Origin of the sequence: Halomonas sp. KG2 (assembly GCA_030440445.1) — a bacterium.
GTDB lineage: Bacteria > Pseudomonadota > Gammaproteobacteria > Pseudomonadales > Halomonadaceae > Vreelandella.
Window position 1 is genome coordinate 2,295,144 of sequence record CP098528.1, and the last position, 17,856, is coordinate 2,312,999.

General features: G+C 52.5%; 17 protein-coding genes. 13 read left to right on the top strand and 4 right to left on the bottom strand.

Annotated elements, in window-relative coordinates:
• Positions 1-101: 101 nt before the first annotated feature.
• The 7 genes from rsxA to nth are packed head-to-tail and all read left to right on the top strand — an operon-like array spanning position 102 to position 6,011.
• Complete coding sequence (gene rsxA, locus NDQ72_10700) at positions 102-683, top strand: electron transport complex subunit RsxA (GenBank protein WKD26545.1); 582 nt, start codon at positions 102-104, stop codon at positions 681-683.
• A 5-nt stretch (positions 684-688) separates the two neighbouring features.
• A complete protein-coding gene (gene rsxB / locus NDQ72_10705) occupies positions 689-1,291 on the top strand; it encodes an electron transport complex subunit RsxB (protein WKD26546.1) in 603 nt (200 codons plus the stop codon).
• Positions 1,278-2,957, top strand: coding sequence for an electron transport complex subunit RsxC (rsxC, locus tag NDQ72_10710; protein ID WKD26547.1), 1,680 nt, complete (start codon positions 1,278-1,280; stop codon positions 2,955-2,957). The genes rsxB and rsxC overlap by 14 nt, the downstream gene beginning before the upstream one ends.
• Positions 2,954-4,003 carry an RnfABCDGE type electron transport complex subunit D gene (locus NDQ72_10715; protein WKD26548.1) on the top strand — a complete coding sequence of 350 codons (1,050 nt, stop codon included), beginning with the start codon at positions 2,954-2,956 and terminating at the stop codon, positions 4,001-4,003. The genes rsxC and NDQ72_10715 overlap by 4 nt, the downstream gene beginning before the upstream one ends.
• A complete protein-coding gene (gene rsxG, locus NDQ72_10720; GenBank protein WKD26549.1) occupies positions 4,000-4,659 on the top strand; it encodes an electron transport complex subunit RsxG in 660 nt (219 codons plus the stop codon). Before NDQ72_10715 ends, rsxG begins: the two co-directional genes overlap by 4 nt.
• The gene (locus NDQ72_10725; GenBank protein ID WKD26550.1) at positions 4,656-5,357 is read left to right on the top strand and encodes an electron transport complex subunit E; all 702 of its coding nucleotides are present in this window, start codon (positions 4,656-4,658) and stop codon (positions 5,355-5,357) included. The genes rsxG and NDQ72_10725 overlap by 4 nt, the downstream gene beginning before the upstream one ends.
• A gap of 15 nt (positions 5,358-5,372) precedes the next feature.
• Positions 5,373-6,011: an endonuclease III gene (nth, locus tag NDQ72_10730; protein ID WKD26551.1), complete on the top strand. Its 639-nt coding sequence runs from the start codon at positions 5,373-5,375 to the stop codon at positions 6,009-6,011.
• 53 nt (positions 6,012-6,064) lie between these two features.
• On the opposite strand, the gene NDQ72_10735 is transcribed toward nth, so the two are convergent.
• Positions 6,065-7,123 carry a DUF3524 domain-containing protein gene (locus NDQ72_10735; GenBank protein ID WKD30382.1) on the bottom strand — a complete coding sequence of 353 codons (1,059 nt, stop codon included), beginning with the start codon at positions 7,121-7,123 and terminating at the stop codon, positions 6,065-6,067.
• Between the two features lie 154 nt (positions 7,124-7,277).
• Between NDQ72_10735 and NDQ72_10740 the strand changes: the two genes are divergently transcribed.
• From NDQ72_10740 to NDQ72_10755, 4 genes are read left to right on the top strand one after another with little or no spacing between them, the layout of a single operon-like run.
• The gene (locus tag NDQ72_10740) at positions 7,278-7,652 is read left to right on the top strand and encodes a response regulator (GenBank protein WKD26552.1); all 375 of its coding nucleotides are present in this window, start codon (positions 7,278-7,280) and stop codon (positions 7,650-7,652) included.
• Positions 7,649-9,709, top strand: coding sequence for a 3'-5' exonuclease (locus NDQ72_10745; GenBank protein ID WKD26553.1), 2,061 nt, complete (start codon positions 7,649-7,651; stop codon positions 9,707-9,709). Before NDQ72_10740 ends, NDQ72_10745 begins: the two co-directional genes overlap by 4 nt.
• Positions 9,706-9,909 carry an alkaline shock response membrane anchor protein AmaP gene (locus NDQ72_10750; GenBank protein ID WKD26554.1) on the top strand — a complete coding sequence of 68 codons (204 nt, stop codon included), beginning with the start codon at positions 9,706-9,708 and terminating at the stop codon, positions 9,907-9,909. Before NDQ72_10745 ends, NDQ72_10750 begins: the two co-directional genes overlap by 4 nt.
• Positions 9,910-9,911: 2 nt before the next feature.
• Positions 9,912-12,680, top strand: coding sequence for a sensor histidine kinase (locus tag NDQ72_10755; protein ID WKD26555.1), 2,769 nt, complete (start codon positions 9,912-9,914; stop codon positions 12,678-12,680).
• A 3-nt stretch (positions 12,681-12,683) separates the two neighbouring features.
• Here the strand turns inward: NDQ72_10755 and NDQ72_10760 are convergent, their stop codons facing one another.
• From NDQ72_10760 to NDQ72_10770, 3 genes are read right to left on the bottom strand one after another with little or no spacing between them, the layout of a single operon-like run.
• On the bottom strand, positions 12,684-13,811 hold the full coding sequence (locus tag NDQ72_10760) for a DUF294 nucleotidyltransferase-like domain-containing protein (GenBank protein WKD26556.1): 1,128 nt from the start codon (positions 13,809-13,811) through the stop codon (positions 12,684-12,686).
• Positions 13,812-13,841: 30 nt separating this feature from the next.
• Positions 13,842-14,168 (bottom strand): HlyU family transcriptional regulator, encoded by a 327-nt coding sequence (locus NDQ72_10765; protein WKD26557.1) that lies wholly within the window; start codon positions 14,166-14,168, stop codon positions 13,842-13,844.
• A gap of 53 nt (positions 14,169-14,221) precedes the next feature.
• Positions 14,222-15,442, bottom strand: a complete 1,221-nt coding sequence (locus NDQ72_10770; GenBank protein ID WKD26558.1) for an argininosuccinate synthase — start codon at positions 15,440-15,442, stop codon at positions 14,222-14,224.
• Positions 15,443-15,651: 209 nt separating this feature from the next.
• Between NDQ72_10770 and rnt the strand changes: the two genes are divergently transcribed.
• Together rnt and NDQ72_10780 are read left to right on the top strand one after the other, a co-directional pair.
• Positions 15,652-16,320, top strand: coding sequence for a ribonuclease T (gene rnt / locus NDQ72_10775; protein WKD26559.1), 669 nt, complete (start codon positions 15,652-15,654; stop codon positions 16,318-16,320).
• 218 nt (positions 16,321-16,538) lie between these two features.
• Complete coding sequence (locus NDQ72_10780; GenBank protein WKD26560.1) at positions 16,539-17,798, top strand: 6-phosphofructokinase; 1,260 nt, start codon at positions 16,539-16,541, stop codon at positions 17,796-17,798.
• Positions 17,799-17,856 lie beyond the last annotated feature (58 nt).

The following is a 17,856-nucleotide window of genomic DNA, read 5'->3' on the forward strand; positions in this document are numbered from 1 at the left end:
GGTAGCAAGTTCTGCTGACCAAGTACTTATTTCTGATAATAGTGAGTCATAGCGCTTCCCCCACTAGCCAGCAACGATTTTTCTGCGCACAATACGCCGCTATGAATGAACTCTTCTTGATTTTGGTCAGCACTGCGCTGGTCAACAACTTCGTATTGGTACAGTTTTTAGGGCTCTGCCCGTTTATGGGGGTTTCCAATAAGCTGGAATCCGCGATGGGTATGTCGCTTGCGACGACGTTTGTGCTGACACTAGCATCTGCCGCTAGTTATGTGGTCTATCATGGCTTACTTGTACCCTTGGACGTTACCTATCTTCGCACTATCAGCTTTATCGTTGTTATTGCCGCCGTCGTGCAGTTTACCGAAATCATGGTGCGCCAACTCAGTCCCCTATTGCATCAAGTGCTGGGGATCTTTCTACCGCTGATTACGACTAATTGTGCGGTACTTGGCGTTGCCCTGTTATCACTTAACCGCGAGCTTAGTTTCTTTCATACGACTCTCTATGGCCTGGGTGCTGCGCTTGGGTTTTCGATGATTTTGGTGCTGTTCGCAGCGATGCGCGAGCGATTGGCCAGTGCTGATATACCAACCCCGTTTAGAGGCGCCGCCATTGCAATGGTCACCGCCAGTCTTATGTCACTGGCCTTTCTCGGCTTTTCAGGTTTAGTACAGGGGTAACCGCCATGGGAGACATATTTTCTTGGTGGGGCATTCTCAGTGCAGTGGGGGTGTTGACCGGAATTGGCATCACGTTTGGAGCACTACTGGGAATGGCCAGTGTGCGTTTCAAGGGCGAAGAGAACCCGCTGGTAGAGCAGATTGATGCGCTGCTGCCACAAACCCAATGTGGCCAGTGCGGTTATCCAGGCTGTCGGCCATATGCCGAAGCCATCAATCAGGGCGATGCTTTGAATAAGTGCCCGCCTGGCGGCGAAGCGACTATTGACGCATTAGCAGACTTATTAGGCCGAGAGCCTGTGCCACTGGATGGCGAAGCAGCCAGCGAAGATAGCGTCGCATTTATTCGTGAAGCCGAGTGCATTGGCTGCACTAAGTGCATCCAAGCATGCCCAGTGGATGCCATTATTGGCGCTGCAAAGCAAATGCATACGGTGATAGAAGATGAATGCACCGGCTGCGATTTGTGCGTTGCACCCTGCCCCGTAGACTGTATTGATATGTTGCCCAGAAGCAAGCCTCTCAACCAATGGCAGCCTGTCGTCACCATAGCACCTTTAATCGCCAGCGATCGCCAGCTAACCAGGAGCCAGCATGCCAGCCTATGAATTTCCAGGTGGCATTACTCCGCCCGAACGAAAAGACCGCTCTAACCAATCGCCGCTTCGCAACGCGACGCTGCCTACCCAGGTAACACTTCCGCTTAAACAGCATTCAGGTAATCCCGCGATCCCCTGTGTTGCTATCGATGATGCGGTTCAGGTGGGTAGCCTGATTGCCCAGCGAGACGGCATGGTATCAGCCAACCTGCACGCCAGTATTAGCGGGACAGTGACTCAGATTAGTGATACCGCCATCACCATCGACGCCGATGGCTTAGACCGTTGGCACGTGCAACCCTCGCTTGACTGGCGTAGCGAAGACCACCAAGCGATCATTGCTAGACTAGACAGCTGCGGGCTAGTAGGCCTTGGTGGTGCCGGTTTTCCCGCTTATATCAAAGCCCAAATAGCGGATCATCACCGCATTGATACGCTCGTCATCAACGCCGCCGAATGCGAGCCGTATATCACAGCAGACGACTTGGCTCTTCGCCACTATCCAACCGAGATACTGGAAGGCGCGCAAATGGTCGCTAGGCTCTGCGGTGCCCGTCAGATTGTGGTGGGTATTGAAGATAATAAGCCCGAAGCGACCCATGCATTAAAGGAGGCGCTCGCTCACTTTCAACAGTCTGACTGCCAGCTTCCAGCGAGCATAACGATGAAGGTCATCGAGACCCGCTATCCCAGCGGTGGTGAGCGCCAATTGATCAAGAAACTGCTCAACCTTGATATTCCCAGTGGTGGCCTTCCTGCCGATGTCGGCGTTCTCTGTCACAACCCCGGCACACTGCTGGCAGCGCTATACGCAGTACGTGATGGTAAACCTTTGGTCGAGCGAATCGTCACCTTGACGGGAGACGCCATCAACACACCAGGCAACTACTGGGTGCGCCTTGGCACATCTGTTGAAACGCTGCTTCAGCAGGTAGGGTTAGCAAACCAACAGCTTCATCAAGTCATTGTGGGCGGCCCGATGATGGGCTCACCACTCACAACACTTGATGTCCCAGTGACCAAAACGACAAACTGCTTGATTGCAGCCACCCGTGAAAAGCTTCCTCCAGCCCCCAGTGAGTCTCCCTGCATTCGCTGTGGTGCCTGTGAAAGTGTTTGCCCTGTTCAGCTTCTTCCGCAACAACTGCATTGGTATGCCCGTGCAGAGAACGACGCTACATTGGAAAAATTCCACTTATTTGATTGTATTGAGTGCGGTGCCTGCAGTTATGTTTGCCCTAGCTACATTCCATTAGTGCAAGACTATCGTTCGGCAAAGCAGCGTATTCGCGTTAAGCGCATTGAGTCCGCCAAAGCCGAGCACGCTAAACATCGATTTGAATTTCGTCAGGCTCGACTGGCACGCGAGAATGCCGAGAAGCAAGCTCGTCGCCAAGCGAGGCAGGCACAAAATCGTCAGACGTCAGATAGCGCAAAGGCCACCGACAGTGCAGCGCCAGTGGTGGATTTACGCAGCTTGCGGATTGCTCAAACCGCCGCTAAAGCGGCAGTCAGAAAAGCTGAAAAAACCCTCGCAAGGGCTGCAGCAGAAGACCCAAGTCAGCGCCACGATGATTTAGAAACCCAACTGGCCACCGCCCAAGAAAACCTTAAGGCAGCTGATACCCGGCTGGCTGAAGCTCGCGCCACGATGGCACAACAGGAAACGCCATGAGCATGATGCACGCCTCGCAGCGAACGACTGAATCATTAAATACGATGCCACCCACCGCCCATCTAATGCGATGGGTGATCGTCGCCACCGCACCGGGTCTTGCCGCAATGACGTTTTACTTCGGCCTGGGCGTTATTAGTAATGTGCTTTTAGCCGCCCTGTTTGCACTCGGCGCCGAAGCGCTGGTGTTAAAACTTCGCCAGCGCCCGTTACAGCCTGCGCTTAGAGATTCAAGCGCAGTATTAACCGGCGTACTGTTAGGTGCATCGCTACCACCTGCTAGCCCCTGGTGGCTCATTGGGATAGGCGTTATTGCGGCCATCGTGGTTGCTAAACAACTGTATGGCGGCCTAGGCCAGAATCCTTTCAATCCCGCTATGGTGGGCTACGCACTATTACTCGTATCGTTTCCCACTTACATGACGTTATGGTCGCCGCCGCAGCCACTAATCTCAGAAAACCTATGGGCCCAGATAAGCGGAGCCTTACCAGCTTCCACACTTGATGCGCTAAGTGGTGCTACGCCGCTAGATGCCTTTAAACATAAAGGCGAAACGCTACTGGCCAGCGAGTTTTGGGCTAGTCAGCCTTTACCTGAAGGAGCATTGAACGCTTGGCGCAACGTCGCGCTAGCCTGGTTAGCAGGTGGACTGCTATTAGTTGCCAAACGGATTATCAGTTGGCATATCCCTGTTGCAATGCTTGTTAGCATAACAGTGCTCGCCACGCTTTTTTATGCCAGCGACCCAAGCCACTTCGCTTCACCCCTGTTTCACCTAACCACGGGTGCAGCAATGTTCGGTGCATTTTTCATTGCCACTGATCCCGTCTCAGCGGCGACCAGCCGCCGAGGAAAACTATTTTTTGGCGCAGGGATTGGCGCGTTGGTGATGATTATTCGCACGTTTGGCGGCTACCCCGATGCAGTGGCATTTGCCGTTTTACTGATGAACTTATGTGTACCGCTATTGGATATCTATACCGTGCCACGCCCTACGGGCCAGCCTAAAGCACAGCAGCATGCCAAGCACGGTGGCTCACCATGACGCCCCGCCAAGCCATGCTACGCGGCGCTTTCGCCTTAGGAATGTTCTCACTGGTCACCGCAGGTAGCGTTGCGTTAACCCGGGCGGTGACTGCCGAGCGTATCGCTGATCATCAGCTAGCCTACCAACACCGCCAACTGCAGGATGTATTGCCTGGCGCATTAACAGATATAGCGGTTCAAACGGTTTTAGATGGCGTATTCAAGCTCCCTAACCCAGAACAGCTGGGGCACCGCGAACCTCAACAAGGATGGTACGTCCAGCGCGGTCAACAGCGGGTCGTCATTCTGCCGGTTGTTACTCGCCAAGGTTATAATGGCGAAATTCGGCTACTGGTGGGCATTGACCAGCAGCAACGCATTACCGGTGTACGCGTTACACAACACAAAGAAACGCCTGGGCTTGGCGATGACATTGAGCGCCAGCGTAGTGACTGGATAACCACGTTTAACGGTTTGAGTTTAAATAGCCTGCCGCCGGGAGGATGGGCCGTACGTAAAGATGGTGGCAACTTTGACGCTTTTACGGGCGCCACCATTACGCCACGCGCAGTCGTTAACGCCGTCCATCGTGCACTGAGCTATGTCTCCGAACGTGTCGCCGAAAACGCCACCGAAACAGAACTCCCTATCACCTTCGAAGAGTCCAGCCAATGAGTCAGTGGCGCGAACTAGCCCGAAACGGCCTATGGTCGAATAACCCTGCTCTCGTTCAGTTACTGGGACTATGCCCCTTACTGGCTGTTAGTGGTAGCGTTGTCAATGCACTGGGATTGGCATTCGCTACCCTGCTTGTCATGGTGGGTGCTAGCACGACTATTTCACTGATTCGCCACCAGGTTCCCAGCGCAGTAAGACTGCCTGCCTTTGTTATGGTGATTGCCGCTTTCGTGACCTGCGCTGAGCTTTTAATGGCTGCATTTGCCTATTCGCTTTACCAAGTATTGGGAATTTTTATTCCGCTGATTGTCACTAACTGCGCCATTTTAGGGCGTGCCGATGCGTTCGCTTCCCGCCAGCCAGTTATTCCGGCTGCCATTGATGGCTTTATGATGGGTCTCGGGTTCGGTGCCGTCTTGATCCTGCTCGGGGCACTTCGCGAGTTGCTTGGGCAAGGCACGCTGTTTAGCGATATGGTGCTGCTATTTGGGCCTATTGCCAGCAACTGGCAACTCACCTTCGTAGATGATTATCAGTTTTTGTTTTTCGTACTGCCACCCGGGGCTTTTTTCGTTGCGGGGCTATTGATTGCGTTAAAGAATGTAATTGATCAACGCCGTAGCGCTCGCGTGCAACCTGCTCAAGCAGTGCCCCGAACAGATCGTCGAGTCCGTGTTACTGGCACTATCAAATAACCAAGAGAGCATCCGATGAATGCCCAAAAGCGTCATGAAATTTTTGCTCGCCTACAGGCGGAGAACCCCCATCCCACGACTGAGCTAAACTGGAGCACGCCCTTTGAGCTGCTAGCCGCGGTGCTGCTGTCTGCTCAAGCGACGGACGTTGGTGTTAACAAGGCCACTGATAAGCTGTTCCCTGTGGCTAATACGCCGCAAGGGATTATTGACCTGGGTATCGATGGGCTAAAGAGTTACATCAAAACCATCGGGCTGTTTAACACTAAAGCCGAAAACCTGATGAAAACCTGTCACTTGCTGATCAATCAACATGGCGGCGAGGTGCCTGAAACACGCAAAGCGCTGGAAGCCTTGCCGGGGGTAGGCAGAAAAACCGCTAATGTGATTCTAAACACCGCGTTTGGTCAACCCACCATCGCCGTAGACACGCACATTTTTCGAGTTTCTAACCGCACGGGTATCGCCAAAGGCAAAGATGTCGTTGAGGTTGAGCAAAAGCTACTACGCCATGTTCCCAACGCATTTAAACAGGACGCCCACCACTGGCTGATTCTTCATGGGCGCTATACCTGCATTGCCCGCAAACCACGCTGCGGCAGCTGCATTGTTGAAGACCTGTGCGACTATAAAGACAAAACCGAACTTGCTTAAGCCCATTGGTTGTTAACGTGAGCAAGGCGGGGGCTCGGCCAACAATTCCGTGATCAGTGCCCCATCAAAAGCGCACGGTAAGCGCGACGCCATTCGGGCCACTGCCACTGCTGGGTATTCAACAGTGCGGGTTGGCTAGCGGGGTCGGTTAACCAAGCGTGCAGTCGTTGGTAAAGCCCCTCTTGCGTGCCATCAAAGCGATAATTGTTAGGATAGAGTTCGGGGAAACACAGCCTGTTGGGTACTAGCGGAATCGCCCCGCGCTGGGCGGCTTCCATAATGGCTAACCCCTGAAACTCATGCCACGTGGTGGAGACCACAATACCACCGCCCGTTAGCAACGCTCGGTACTCCGCTTCTGGCTGTGGCCCCCAGCAAATCGTGTGCGCCGCCAAACGTTCTTCTGCCTCATCAAAAATGGCAGGCACATCCCGAAAGCGCTGCCCAAGCACCGCAAGCTCAAAAGGAACCTGCTGCTCACTCAGCTTGAACAGCACTGCAAAGAAATCCTCGGGATTTTTATCGTACTCCCAGCGATGATTCCAGATAATCCGCCGTGGGTGTGCGTTAGTTGGGGAAGCTTTACCTGATGGCATTATTGGCACGGGCAACACTTTTGCGTGTTGGCGTAAGCGCTCTAACGGCTTAGCTGCTGGCAGATTTTCAGGCATTTTTTTTAACAGCCGCCGCGCGCCGTCGAAAAAAGAGTCGCGGTTGTAAGCGGTATTAAACACCAACGTATCCGCCGCCAACGCCGCGTACAAATTGACCATTTTGGCCTCTACCTGGGGAATTTGATCGCTAGACTCTGGGTAGGCAAACTGGTTTTCATGAAAGTAAACAATCTTTCTGGCACGCCCTAAATGAGGGAATAAGCCAACCAGCGTGGCAATATCGACCATCGAAGTGGCTAACACAACCTCATAGGATTCACTCAGTGTCTCGTACTCTTTTAACCACCAACTCAATGGGTTACCGCGAATTCGCCACGAGAAATGGCGTGGTGGCAAGCTAAGCAACGTCCAAGAGACATCATTTACTTCGGCCATCAGACTTTGTGCCCAATAGCGATGACTAACAGCTTCATAAGCAGACAATAATAAAACGCGCATAAACACCTTAATAAAAAGCCCACTAAGCGAAGTAAACAGCAGCCACTTGATGAGAGACATGACGAGCATTCGGCCAAGGTCGTCTTGGCCTAACCTGTCGCGCTACATACACTCTAATCAAACACCTAACAACGACCCCTTTAGGGAGGGCATCATGGCCAAAGTACTCGTGGTCGACGACGAGCCCAATATTGTACTGTCTCTGGAATTTTTAATGGAGCAGGCAGGCTTTCAAGTTGTCACCGCCTACGACGGAGAAGCCGCACTCGAACGTATCAACGATTCCGCCCCCGACCTGCTACTGCTAGATATCAGCCTGCCCGGAATCAGCGGTTTTGATGTTCTAGAGCATCTTCGTCGTTCAGAAGCGACGGCCCAACTACCGGTCATTATGCTGACCGCCCATGGGCGAGATATCGAACGCGAGAAAGGTTTAGCGCTAGGGGCTGATGACTACATCACCAAACCGTTTTCGACCCAGTCGCTAATTGAAAAAGTTAAATCACTGCTCAATGGTAACCCACAATGACCCGTGACGGGCTCCCTAAACGTCAGCGACTCATTGGCCTATGGCTGCTGCTAAGTGGTATCAGTTTGCTGGGGGGCGCTATTTTTGCGGCGTGGCTGGATGCTCAGCTTTCGCCTACTGGCCCTACCCGTGTCGCGCTCTGGTTGGGCAGTTTTTCCGGCGGTGCGACGATATTTTTAGTTGGCCTGCTACTAGAACGCATGCTGTTCACCCCTCTACGCCATTTACAGGTTCAGCTGGCCAGATTAGTGGCAAACCCAGATGCTCGTGATGAACACCCGCCAGAAGGCTGGCTGAAAGGGCTTGGCCCTGACCTACGAAGGGTGCGTGAGAGTTGGCGCATTGACCGCAATCAATTAGCTACGGCTCATGCCGATGGCGCACGTAGCGCCGCAAAAATACGTCGCGAATTAGAAACGCTGCTGCAAGTACTCGAAACCCCCTTATTACTATGTGACCACCACCGCCGTTTGATGCTATTCAACCAGGCCGCGGAAGATTTCTTTGTCGATAATACGGCGTTGGGCTTGGGTAAACGCTTAGAGGCGCTGCTGCCCGTTGCCAGCCTGCAACAAGCGCTTAGCCAACTTCCCGCGGATGGTTCGCCCCGCGAACTGCTTGCCCCCTGTGATAACCGCTGGTTAAAGGTCGTGCTACGTCGAGTTCCTGGCAGTGATGGAGAAACACTACTAACGTTTAGCGATGCAACCGCGTCCTGGTCAAATGAAATGGGGGTTAGAGCAGAACTCGCCACCAAGCTACCCCTACTACGCCAACATACGGCAAGCCTGACCAGTGCAGCGGATGCACTGATACAACTGCGCCATAACGGTGCGGAGAACCCTATGTTACGTCAGCGGTTCGAGCAGGTAATCCAAGAGGAAGGCGCCACCCTGGGTGATAATGTTGGCCAAATCGGGCAGCTATTGGATGATTTGCAACATCAAGGTGAGCGCTTGACTCCCATGTGGTCGAATGACTTCTGGCAAGCCCTGGATGAACGCTTAGATCCAGCGCATCGACTCATCACCCCTGTTGGCATGCCTGCCTGGTTTAAAGGCGACGCACCGGCGCTGATTGTTCTGTTTGATTCCTTAGTGAAGCATCTTAACTCTCACCTGCCGGTTAGCCATTTTGAAGGTGAGATATGCCTTGGCAACAAGCGGGTTTATTTGGACTTAATTTGGCAAGGCAGCCCCTTGCCAGAGCATGAACTAGCGAAATGGCGTCGCCAGCCCCTGCCATCGCTACCGCTTAATCCGCTGGTGTCTGACGTACTGCGCCAGCATGCGAGCGACATTTGGAGCCTTGCTGACGATGATGCTATTCATGCGCGCCTGCGCCTGCCGCTACCAGCTATGGAGCGCGTTGGAGCGCCTCGAGAAACCGCACCTCCGCGACCAGAGTTCCATGATTTCGGCATCGCTGACCTGCCGCCACCCGATGAGGAATTGGCGAACCGCACATTACGTAGCCTAGAAGTGGTTGCGTTTGATACCGAAACCACCGGCCTAGAGCTACGCCGAGGGGATACGGTGATTAGCCTGGGGGCTTGTCGGGTGGTCAATGCGCGGCTGTTGGCTAGCGAGGTCTTTGATCAAAAAGTCGATCCGAAACGTCCAATCCCCCCTGCCAGTACAGCCATACACGGATTGACAGATGCTGATGTGGCCGGTGCACCGCCCCTTGATATTGTCCTAACGCGCTTTCGCGATTACGTCGGTGAAGCGGTTTTATTAGCCCATAATGCCGCGTTTGATATGCTCGCCATTACTAACAAAGGGGTTGTCTTTGACTTGCCTGTCATCGATACCTTATTAATCTCAAGGGCATTAGACGAAGCGTTAGATGGGCATGATTTAGATACGCTGGCACAACGCTACGACCTGACGTTCCCACCAGGCACTCGCCACACGGCGCTTGGGGACGCCCGTGTAACCGCTGAGTTATGGCTAGCGTTGTTACCCCGGCTTGAAGCACGTGGCGTGGACACGTTAGAGCAGCTGTTGGCGCTGCAGGCCAACGCGTTTGATCGCCAGGATGCCAGCGCCTCATGAAACATCCAGGCTCACGGCAAATCGAGCGTTTAATAGCCTTATTCGCCCTAGCAATACTGCTCTTCAGCCCCCCGCTGATTATCATGGTTGACCGGCTCACCTCTTTGAGCATGAGCTGGTTACCGCTTTATCTGTTTATTGCTTGGGGCGCGATAATTGGCCTCACCGCCTGGTTAATGGAACAACGTTCGGGACGCTGATCATGCGTACAGATGCAGTGATTCTAGGAACGGCATTTGGCTATTTGGCGCTGCTGTTTGTCGTCGCCGCGTGGGGGGACCGACGTGCCGAGCAGGGCCGATCATTAATTGGCTCGCCTACGGTATATGCGCTATCAATTGCCGTTTACTGCACCGCATGGACGTTCTATGGCAGCGTGGGACGCGCAGCAGACCATGGCCCCAGCTTTCTGCTTATCTATCTTGGCCCAACCCTGGCGATGCTTCTCGCCCCTGTCGTCATTCGCAAAATGGTGCGCATCGCATCCCGTCAGCGCATCACTTCTATTGCTGATTTTATTAGTGCTCGTTATGGCAAAAGCACCAGCTTAGGCGCACTCGTTGCATTAATGGCCCTCATTTGTATAACGCCCTACATTGCACTGCAGTTAAAAGCGATCACCGTTAGCCATGCGGTACTGGTGAACTATCCCAATACCGCGGATGCCACCCTGGTTGATGAGCGTTTCTGGCTAGACAAATCGCTTTGGGTCGCCTTAGTGCTTGCGGTATTTATTATTCTTTTCGGCACCCGCCATCTCGATGCCAGTGAACGACATGAGGGAATGGTCGCTGCTATTGCCTTGGAATCACTGGTGAAGCTAATTGCGTTTATGGCCGTCGGTATTTTTGTAGTGTTTGTGTTGTATGAAGGCCCCAGCGCGCTATTCGCCAGCGTCGCCACGATGCCAGAAATAGCGGACAAAATGGGGTTGGAAAGCGTACCAGGCGTTGCCACTGGCTGGGTCGGAATGCTAATACTCGCCTTTCTGGCTTTTTTAACCCTGCCTCGTCAGTTCCAGGTGTTGGTTGTCGAAAACGTCGATGAACAGCATTTAGCCAGGGCGAGCTGGTTATTTCCGCTTTATATGTTGCTCATCAACCTGTTTGTTATTCCTATCGCCTTTGCTGGCCTTCTGTTAGGTGCTGGCGCGGGTGATTCCGATAGTTTTGTGCTGACACTGCCCCTTTCTGCAGGGCTTGAAGGATTACCCTTGCTGGTATTTATAGGCGGTCTTTCAGCAGCTACCGGCATGGTGATTGTTGAAACGATTGCTCTTTCTACCATGGTGAGTAACCAGCTCATTATGCCCTTACTGCTAAGAACACAACGCCTTCACCTGAGCACGTCCGGCGAGTTGGCAGGTTGGCTGTTGGGCATTCGACGAATTGCCATTGTGCTGATTCTACTGCTTGGCTATCTATATCATGCGCTGATTGGTGACTCTTACAGCCTTGTCACTATCGGGCTTGTCTCCTTTGCTGGAGTCGCACAATTTGCCCCAGCCCTGCTGATTGGCCTTTACTGGCGTGGCGCAACTCGCCAAGGAGCTACCGCTGGCTTAATCGCAGGCTTTTTAGTCTGGTGCTATACGTTACTGCTGCCGGGTTTTGCCCAATCCGGTTGGTTAGATGCAACATTTCTAACTCAGGGGCCATGGGGCATTGCATGGCTGATGCCTTACCACTTATTTGGCCTGGAAGATTGGGATATTTACTCCCACGCACTGCTGTGGAGTATGCTGGCAAATGTTGGCTTACTGATTGGCGTGTCACTTTTTAGCCGCCCTACGCCACTTGAGCAAACCCAAGCCGCCCTTTTCACTGGCGCCTTACACCCTAACTTGCAAACGACCTCGTTATGGAGAGGACAGACGACTCAAGGCGCCTTAAAAGAATTACTTATTCGCTACCTTGGCAATCAAGTCACCCATCGGGTGTTTAACCAAAGCATTAATAAAAGCGACTACCGCTCAGACGAACCGGCAACAGCCGATCTAATTACCCGTTCAGAGCAGGCGCTGGCAGGCTCACTTGGCAGTGCATCAGCGCGCGTACTGATCAATTCAGTGGTACGCGGAGAAGCACTGGATCTTGAGTCGATTTTGAGTATTTTAGACACCACGTCACAAACCCTGGAGTACAACCGTCGGCTAGAGCAAAAATCACAACAGTTAGTCGCCGTCAGTGACGAGCTACGCAGTGCCAATGAACAGCTGCGCGAGCTTGACCGCTTGAAGGACGAGTTTGTCGCCATGGTAAGTCATGAGCTTCGAACCCCGCTAACCTCGATACGCGCGTTTGCCGAAATATTACGCGATAGCGATCAACTACCCGATGAAAAACGCCAACATTTTCTGGGCGTTATTGTCCATGAGAGCCAGCGTCTTTCGCGTTTAATCGAAGAAATTCTTGACCTTGCGCGCTTAGAAAGCGGTCGCCTGACGCTTCATCCTGTTCCCCTCGACCTAGCTGCCCTAGCGAGGCAGAGCATCGATGCGGTTGCCCGCTTACATGAAGATCGAGGTATTACCCTGGATATCAGTTTAGCGGCTGACCCCGCCATGGTGGTCGGTGACCAAGACCGCTTGGAGCAAGTCATTATTAACCTGCTCGATAACGCCAGTAAGTTTGCTGACCGCCAGCAGCCTCAAGTGCGGCTGGCACTTTATCGGCACCGCAATCATTTTCGTTTAAGCGTTGAAGATAACGGACCAGGTATCAGCGCTGACGAACGTGAACGCGTGTTTGAGAAATTTCATCAAATACAGCAAAGCGGCGAGACGCCGCGCGGACGCCCCAAAGGTAGCGGCCTTGGCTTGCCTATCAGTCGAGGCATTATTGCTCACCTTGGTGGAAGACTTTGGGTGGAAGATGCTAAAACGCTGGGTGGCGCATGCTTAACCCTAGAGCTGCCGGCAGCCCCTAAGGAGTCAACTCTAGATAACTCTTCGCAGCTTACGGGGGAATAGCCGTTATAAGCGCTTTACTTGGTTAACAAACGCTTTGATTTGCTGTAAATCAAATTTCAGCAGTAGCCGCTCATCATCATGAAGACGTCGCAGGTCCACCCAGCCGTCGGCTGTCTGCTCATGGGACTTATTGTGGCGTTGCTGCTCTAAAAGCAAGTGCTGCATACGCTTAAAAGCGGCTATCAGTAAGTTCGCCTGCTCCTTCGTCAATGCACGAGTGAAATGGGCGAGTGCCGTTAACCGTTCACGTGTGCCTATCTCACTTCGCTGGTAGCGCACACAGAGCAATCGAGCAGCGCTTATTAGAGGCATCAATCCTTGTCGCTTAAGATCGATTGCTTGGTCATAGGGAGCCGCTAGCCCAGGATGTGAAGCAATGCGACCAAACCGGTCAAGCGCCACCGGCAGCTCATCTAACAACGCCGCCATTTCATTCATGAACAAAGACGCGCTTGAGAGAGTTGAACGCACCCGTTGGCCTAACGTTTGTGCGAGCTCAGGGTTCCCTGCCACAGGATAAAAATCGAGCCATATATTGGTTTGCTGTACCCGCTTAACCTGACGATCCGAACTCCAAATTACAAATTGCTGCTGCCATTCGCTCAAGCGCTTGCGCCACATTGGCCAACGCGCCATGACATGGCCACGGCAAAGCGGAATGCCCGCTTCATCTAAGCGTTGTGTAAAACGTTCGCCTAACGCCTGAAAGTAGCCATCAATTTCAACGTGTCGAGTGTCAGGATAGTCGTCAATAATCAGCGCATTGTCCTGGTCAGGGCCCAGCAAGCTTTCAAAGCGTGCCGCCGAGCCGAGCGTAACAACACAGTAATCCACCGGCGGCTTCCCCCACCCTTGCGCCTGCATCTCATCTAGCGCGGCGGCAATCGATTGACGATAAAGCCAAGCGATGTGGTCGCTAATGAGTTCGCTAATACGCCAAGCAGGCAAGTCATAACGCAGCAATGTCTCAACAAAAGAGAGCTGTGCGGCATAGGCGTCAGATAAGGATGGATTAAATAGAGAGGTATTCGTGTAAAAATCGCGAAGTGGAGCACTTAGCGCCGAGATATCCAATGAGCCATGATGACATACCAAGGAGCGCCAAGGGGAAGCGCGGTATATCATGTGCATACTCCGCTCCTCAACTAAACGAAAAGCTTGCTAGGCTTCACTAGCATTACGAGGATCAGCCGTAAACATCTCCTCACCCACTTCATCAATAAAGCGCTGCGCTTTAGCGACCATCATCGCATCACAGGCTTCACGACCTGGCAGCATGTCAGAGCGTTCAAAGCGGTGCTCGTGAGTAACGCCCTCGCCATCCAACTTACGGATCCAACCGCTAACGCGAAATTGTCCGCTTTGGTTATCAGGCTGAGACACAATTAAATACTCTTTATATTCAACTGGCTCGGCCGCTTTGGTGCCTCCTTCCGAGGCGCCAGCCCCCGCGCCACCCAACAGGCCAGAAAATAGTTTTTTAAACATTCGGACTCCTTCGCAATAAAAGCGGCCAGACTTAGTCTGACCGCTTAGCATGCTTAGCTCTGTTGACGACCTTTACCGGCAGCAATCCGTAGACGCAATGCATTCAGCTTAATAAAGCCTTCTGCGTCTTTTTGATCGTACGCGCCCGCATCGTCTTCAAACGTTGCAATCGACTCATCAAACAACGACTGCTCAGACTTACGCCCTACAACCGTTGCATTGCCTTTATAGAGCTTCATGCGAACAACGCCCGCGACGTTTTTCTGTGTTTCGTCGATCGCCGCTTGTAGCATACGACGCTCTGGGCTCCACCAATAACCGTTGTAGATCACTTCAGCGTATTTAGGCATTAGTTGATCTTTCAAGTGCGCTTCTTCACGGTCAAGCGTCAGCGACTCAATGGCGCGGTGAGCACGCAGCATGATCGTGCCCCCTGGTGTTTCATAGCAGCCACGGGACTTCATACCGACATAACGGTTTTCAACGATATCCAGGCGGCCAATACCATTATCGCCACCTAGTTTGTTAAGTTTTTCAAGCACTTCATGAGGCTTAAGCGCTTCACCATCAATAGCGACGATATCGCCATTCTCAAACGTCAGCTCTACATAAGTCGGCTGCTCAGGTGCTGCTTCAGGAGAAACACTCCAACGCCACATGTCCTCTTCTGCTTCGGCCCATGGGTCTTCCAGAATGCCGCCTTCATAAGAAATGTGCAGCAGGTTGGCATCCATGGAGTACGGTGATTTTTTCTTTTTATTAGAAAAATCAACGGGAATATTGTGCTCTTCGCAGTAGGCCATCAACTTCTCACGCGACGTGAGATCCCACTCGCGCCAGGGCGCAATAACCTTTACGCCAGGCTTGAGTGCGTAGCCACCCAGTTCAAAACGAACCTGATCGTTACCTTTCCCCGTTGCACCGTGAGAAATGGCATCAGCGCCCGTCTCATTAGCAATTTCAATCAAGCGCTTAGCAATCAACGGACGAGCGATAGAAGTGCCGAGCAGATACTCGCCTTCATAGATGGTGTTCGCTCGGAACATTGGGAATACATAATCGCGAACAAATTCCTCGCGCAGATCTTCGATATAGATCTCTTTAACACCCAGTGCTTGAGCCTTAGCGCGTGCGGGCTCGACTTCTTCACCTTGACCGATGTCGGCTGTAAAGGTCACTACCTCGCAGTTGTAGGTCTCTTGCAACCACTTAACGATAACGGATGTGTCCAGGCCGCCTGAATACGCCAGCACAACCTTTTTGACATCGGACATTCTTTGCTCCTTGTTCATGAAAAGTAGTTCACCCAACGACACCGCGCTGAGCGCAGTGCAATAACATAAACTACGAGTATAGCGCTCTCAATGCTCAGCGAATACCGTCAACGACGCCTAAGGGGTAAAGCTGCTAGAATCATAGCCAACAAAGGGGTTGCTTTAACCGCTTATTCTAACTACTTACTCGCTTTACTAAGGAGAGCTGCATGAGCGAGGCATTTGCCCGCGAATTGATGGCCCAGCGTTTTCGCAGTTATCTGCCGGTTGTCATTGATTTAGAAACGGGTGGGTTTAACGCCCAAAGTGACGCAGTACTCGAAATTGCTGCCGTGACGCTCACCATGGACCCTGACGGTAATTTATTACCCGACGCCACTTACGCGTATCACATTCATCCGTTTGAAGGCGCGAACGTTGAGCAATCTGCCCTTGATTTCACCGGCATTAATCTAGATGACCCACTGCGTCGCCAAGTGGCGCTAAGCGAATCTGAAGCGCTAGGTGAAATTTTTCGCCCCATCCGCAAATCAATCAAGGCACATGGGTGCTCACGGGCAATATTGGTTGGTCATAATGCTGCCTTTGATCATGGCTTCCTAAATGCGGCGGCGAACCGCTGCAGCGTAAAACGGAATCCGTTTCACCCTTTTTCCAGCTTTGACACAGCAACCCTGGCAGGTTTTGTGTACGGCCAAACAGTGCTTGCTCGTGCGTGTCGAGCGGCAGGTATCGAGTTTGATAACAAGTCCGCCCACTCGGCACGCTACGATACCGAGCGCACAGCAGAACTCTTCTGTGCGATGGTTAACCGCTATAAAGACTTAGGCGGCTGGCGGCTGGCTCAGCAGGAACAGGAACTAGACGACAGCGAGTAATGAGCCTCCAAGATGCACCCACAGTGGCTTTGCGCTAAACTTCGCGGCTGCAGGCCAAGCGTTTGCACGATATTTCTACGTAAGCGTGTCATTAGTGGTATGCGTGCCATTAGTGCGCGCTGCTTAATGCACGATTATGAAAACAAGCAAAGGGGCGTCGTTTCCCTTTGCTTGACTACTTGTTTTAACTACCCGTTTTCAGGAGATGAGACGTTTCCATGGCCCAGCATAATGCCTTTTACGCCCAGTCCGGTGGCGTTACCGCCGTCATCAATGCCAGCGCCTGCGGCGTTATCGAAGCTTGCAGACAAGCGCCCGACCAGATTGGCAAGGTATATGCCGGTCATAACGGCATTATCGGTGCCTTAACGGAAGATCTCATCGATGTGACACAAGAGAGCGATGAATCGATTGCTGCCTTGCGCCATACGCCTGGCGGTGCCTTTGGTTCCTGCCGCTATAAGCTGAAAGATATTGATACCCACCGTGCTCAATACGAACGCTTAATCGAAGTCTTCAAAGCCCACGATATTCGCTACTTCTTCTACAATGGCGGCGGTGATAGCGCAGACACCTGCCTTAAAGTGTCCCAACTGTCTGAAAAGCTAGGCTACCCGCTAACCGCGATTCATGTGCCGAAAACCGTTGATAACGATCTGCCTATTACTGATAACAGCCCGGGATTTGGTAGCGTTGCCAAATATATTGCCACCTCTACCCGTGAAGCATCGCTGGATATCGCGTCTATGTGCGCCACATCCACTAAGGTATTCGTCCTTGAAGTGATGGGTCGTCATGCTGGCTGGATTGCAGCAGCGGGCGGTTTAGCGGGAGAAGGCGAAGGCGAACCGCCTCACCTGATTATCTTTCCTGAAGTATCGTTTGACCGTAAAGCGGTCATGGCGCGCGTTGAAGAGTGCGTTCAGAAGTACGGTTATTGCGTCATCGTTGTCTCAGAAGGCGCACGCTATGAAGATGGCACTTTCCTTGCCGATGCGGGCAATACAGATGCCTTTGGGCACCGCCAACTAGGCGGCGTAGCACCAACGCTGGCAGGGATGGTGAAGCAAGACCTGGGTTATAAATACCACTGGGCAGTTGCTGATTACTTACAGCGTGCAGCGCGCCACTTGGCTTCTAAAACCGACGTTGAACAAGCCTATGCAGTGGGCCGCGAGGCGGTAACATTAGCACTTGCAGGCAAAAATGCCATGATGCCCGCCGTACGCCGTATTTCACAGGACCCCTATCAGTGGGATGTCATCTCGGCGCCGCTGTCACAAGTGGCTAACCAAGAAAAATTCATGCCACGGGATTTTATTAGCGAAAATGGTTTTGCGATTACACCCGCCTGCCGAGCCTATCTCTCTCCGCTCATCCAGGGTGAGGATTTCCCTCCGTTTGAAAACGGTCTGCCTAAAGTAGCTAAGCTAAAGCTCGCAAAAGTGGAACAAAAACTGCCTAAATTCACGCTGTAAATAGTTAGCGTGTTATAAAAACGGGGCGATGAAATCATTCATCGCCCCGTTTTTTTAT

Bases quoted from the DNA above. Each gene is read 5' to 3' on its own strand.
- rsxA (WKD26545.1), top strand. From the start codon at position 102: ATGAATGAACTCTTCTTGATTTTGGTCAGCACTGCGCTGGTCAACAAC.
- rsxB (WKD26546.1), top strand. From the start codon at position 689: ATGGGAGACATATTTTCTTGGTGGGGCATTCTCAGTGCAGTGGGGGTG.
- rsxC (WKD26547.1), top strand. From the start codon at position 1,278: ATGCCAGCCTATGAATTTCCAGGTGGCATTACTCCGCCCGAACGAAAA.
- NDQ72_10715 (WKD26548.1), top strand. From the start codon at position 2,954: ATGAGCATGATGCACGCCTCGCAGCGAACGACTGAATCATTAAATACG.
- rsxG (WKD26549.1), top strand. From the start codon at position 4,000: ATGACGCCCCGCCAAGCCATGCTACGCGGCGCTTTCGCCTTAGGAATG.
- NDQ72_10725 (WKD26550.1), top strand. From the start codon at position 4,656: ATGAGTCAGTGGCGCGAACTAGCCCGAAACGGCCTATGGTCGAATAAC.
- nth (WKD26551.1), top strand. From the start codon at position 5,373: ATGAATGCCCAAAAGCGTCATGAAATTTTTGCTCGCCTACAGGCGGAG.
- NDQ72_10735 (WKD30382.1), bottom strand. From the start codon at position 7,123: ATGCGCGTTTTATTATTGTCTGCTTATGAAGCTGTTAGTCATCGCTAT.
- NDQ72_10740 (WKD26552.1), top strand. From the start codon at position 7,278: ATGGCCAAAGTACTCGTGGTCGACGACGAGCCCAATATTGTACTGTCT.
- NDQ72_10745 (WKD26553.1), top strand. From the start codon at position 7,649: ATGACCCGTGACGGGCTCCCTAAACGTCAGCGACTCATTGGCCTATGG.
- NDQ72_10750 (WKD26554.1), top strand. From the start codon at position 9,706: ATGAAACATCCAGGCTCACGGCAAATCGAGCGTTTAATAGCCTTATTC.
- NDQ72_10755 (WKD26555.1), top strand. From the start codon at position 9,912: ATGCGTACAGATGCAGTGATTCTAGGAACGGCATTTGGCTATTTGGCG.
- NDQ72_10760 (WKD26556.1), bottom strand. From the start codon at position 13,811: ATGCACATGATATACCGCGCTTCCCCTTGGCGCTCCTTGGTATGTCAT.
- NDQ72_10765 (WKD26557.1), bottom strand. From the start codon at position 14,168: ATGTTTAAAAAACTATTTTCTGGCCTGTTGGGTGGCGCGGGGGCTGGC.
- NDQ72_10770 (WKD26558.1), bottom strand. From the start codon at position 15,442: ATGTCCGATGTCAAAAAGGTTGTGCTGGCGTATTCAGGCGGCCTGGAC.
- rnt (WKD26559.1), top strand. From the start codon at position 15,652: ATGAGCGAGGCATTTGCCCGCGAATTGATGGCCCAGCGTTTTCGCAGT.
- NDQ72_10780 (WKD26560.1), top strand. From the start codon at position 16,539: ATGGCCCAGCATAATGCCTTTTACGCCCAGTCCGGTGGCGTTACCGCC.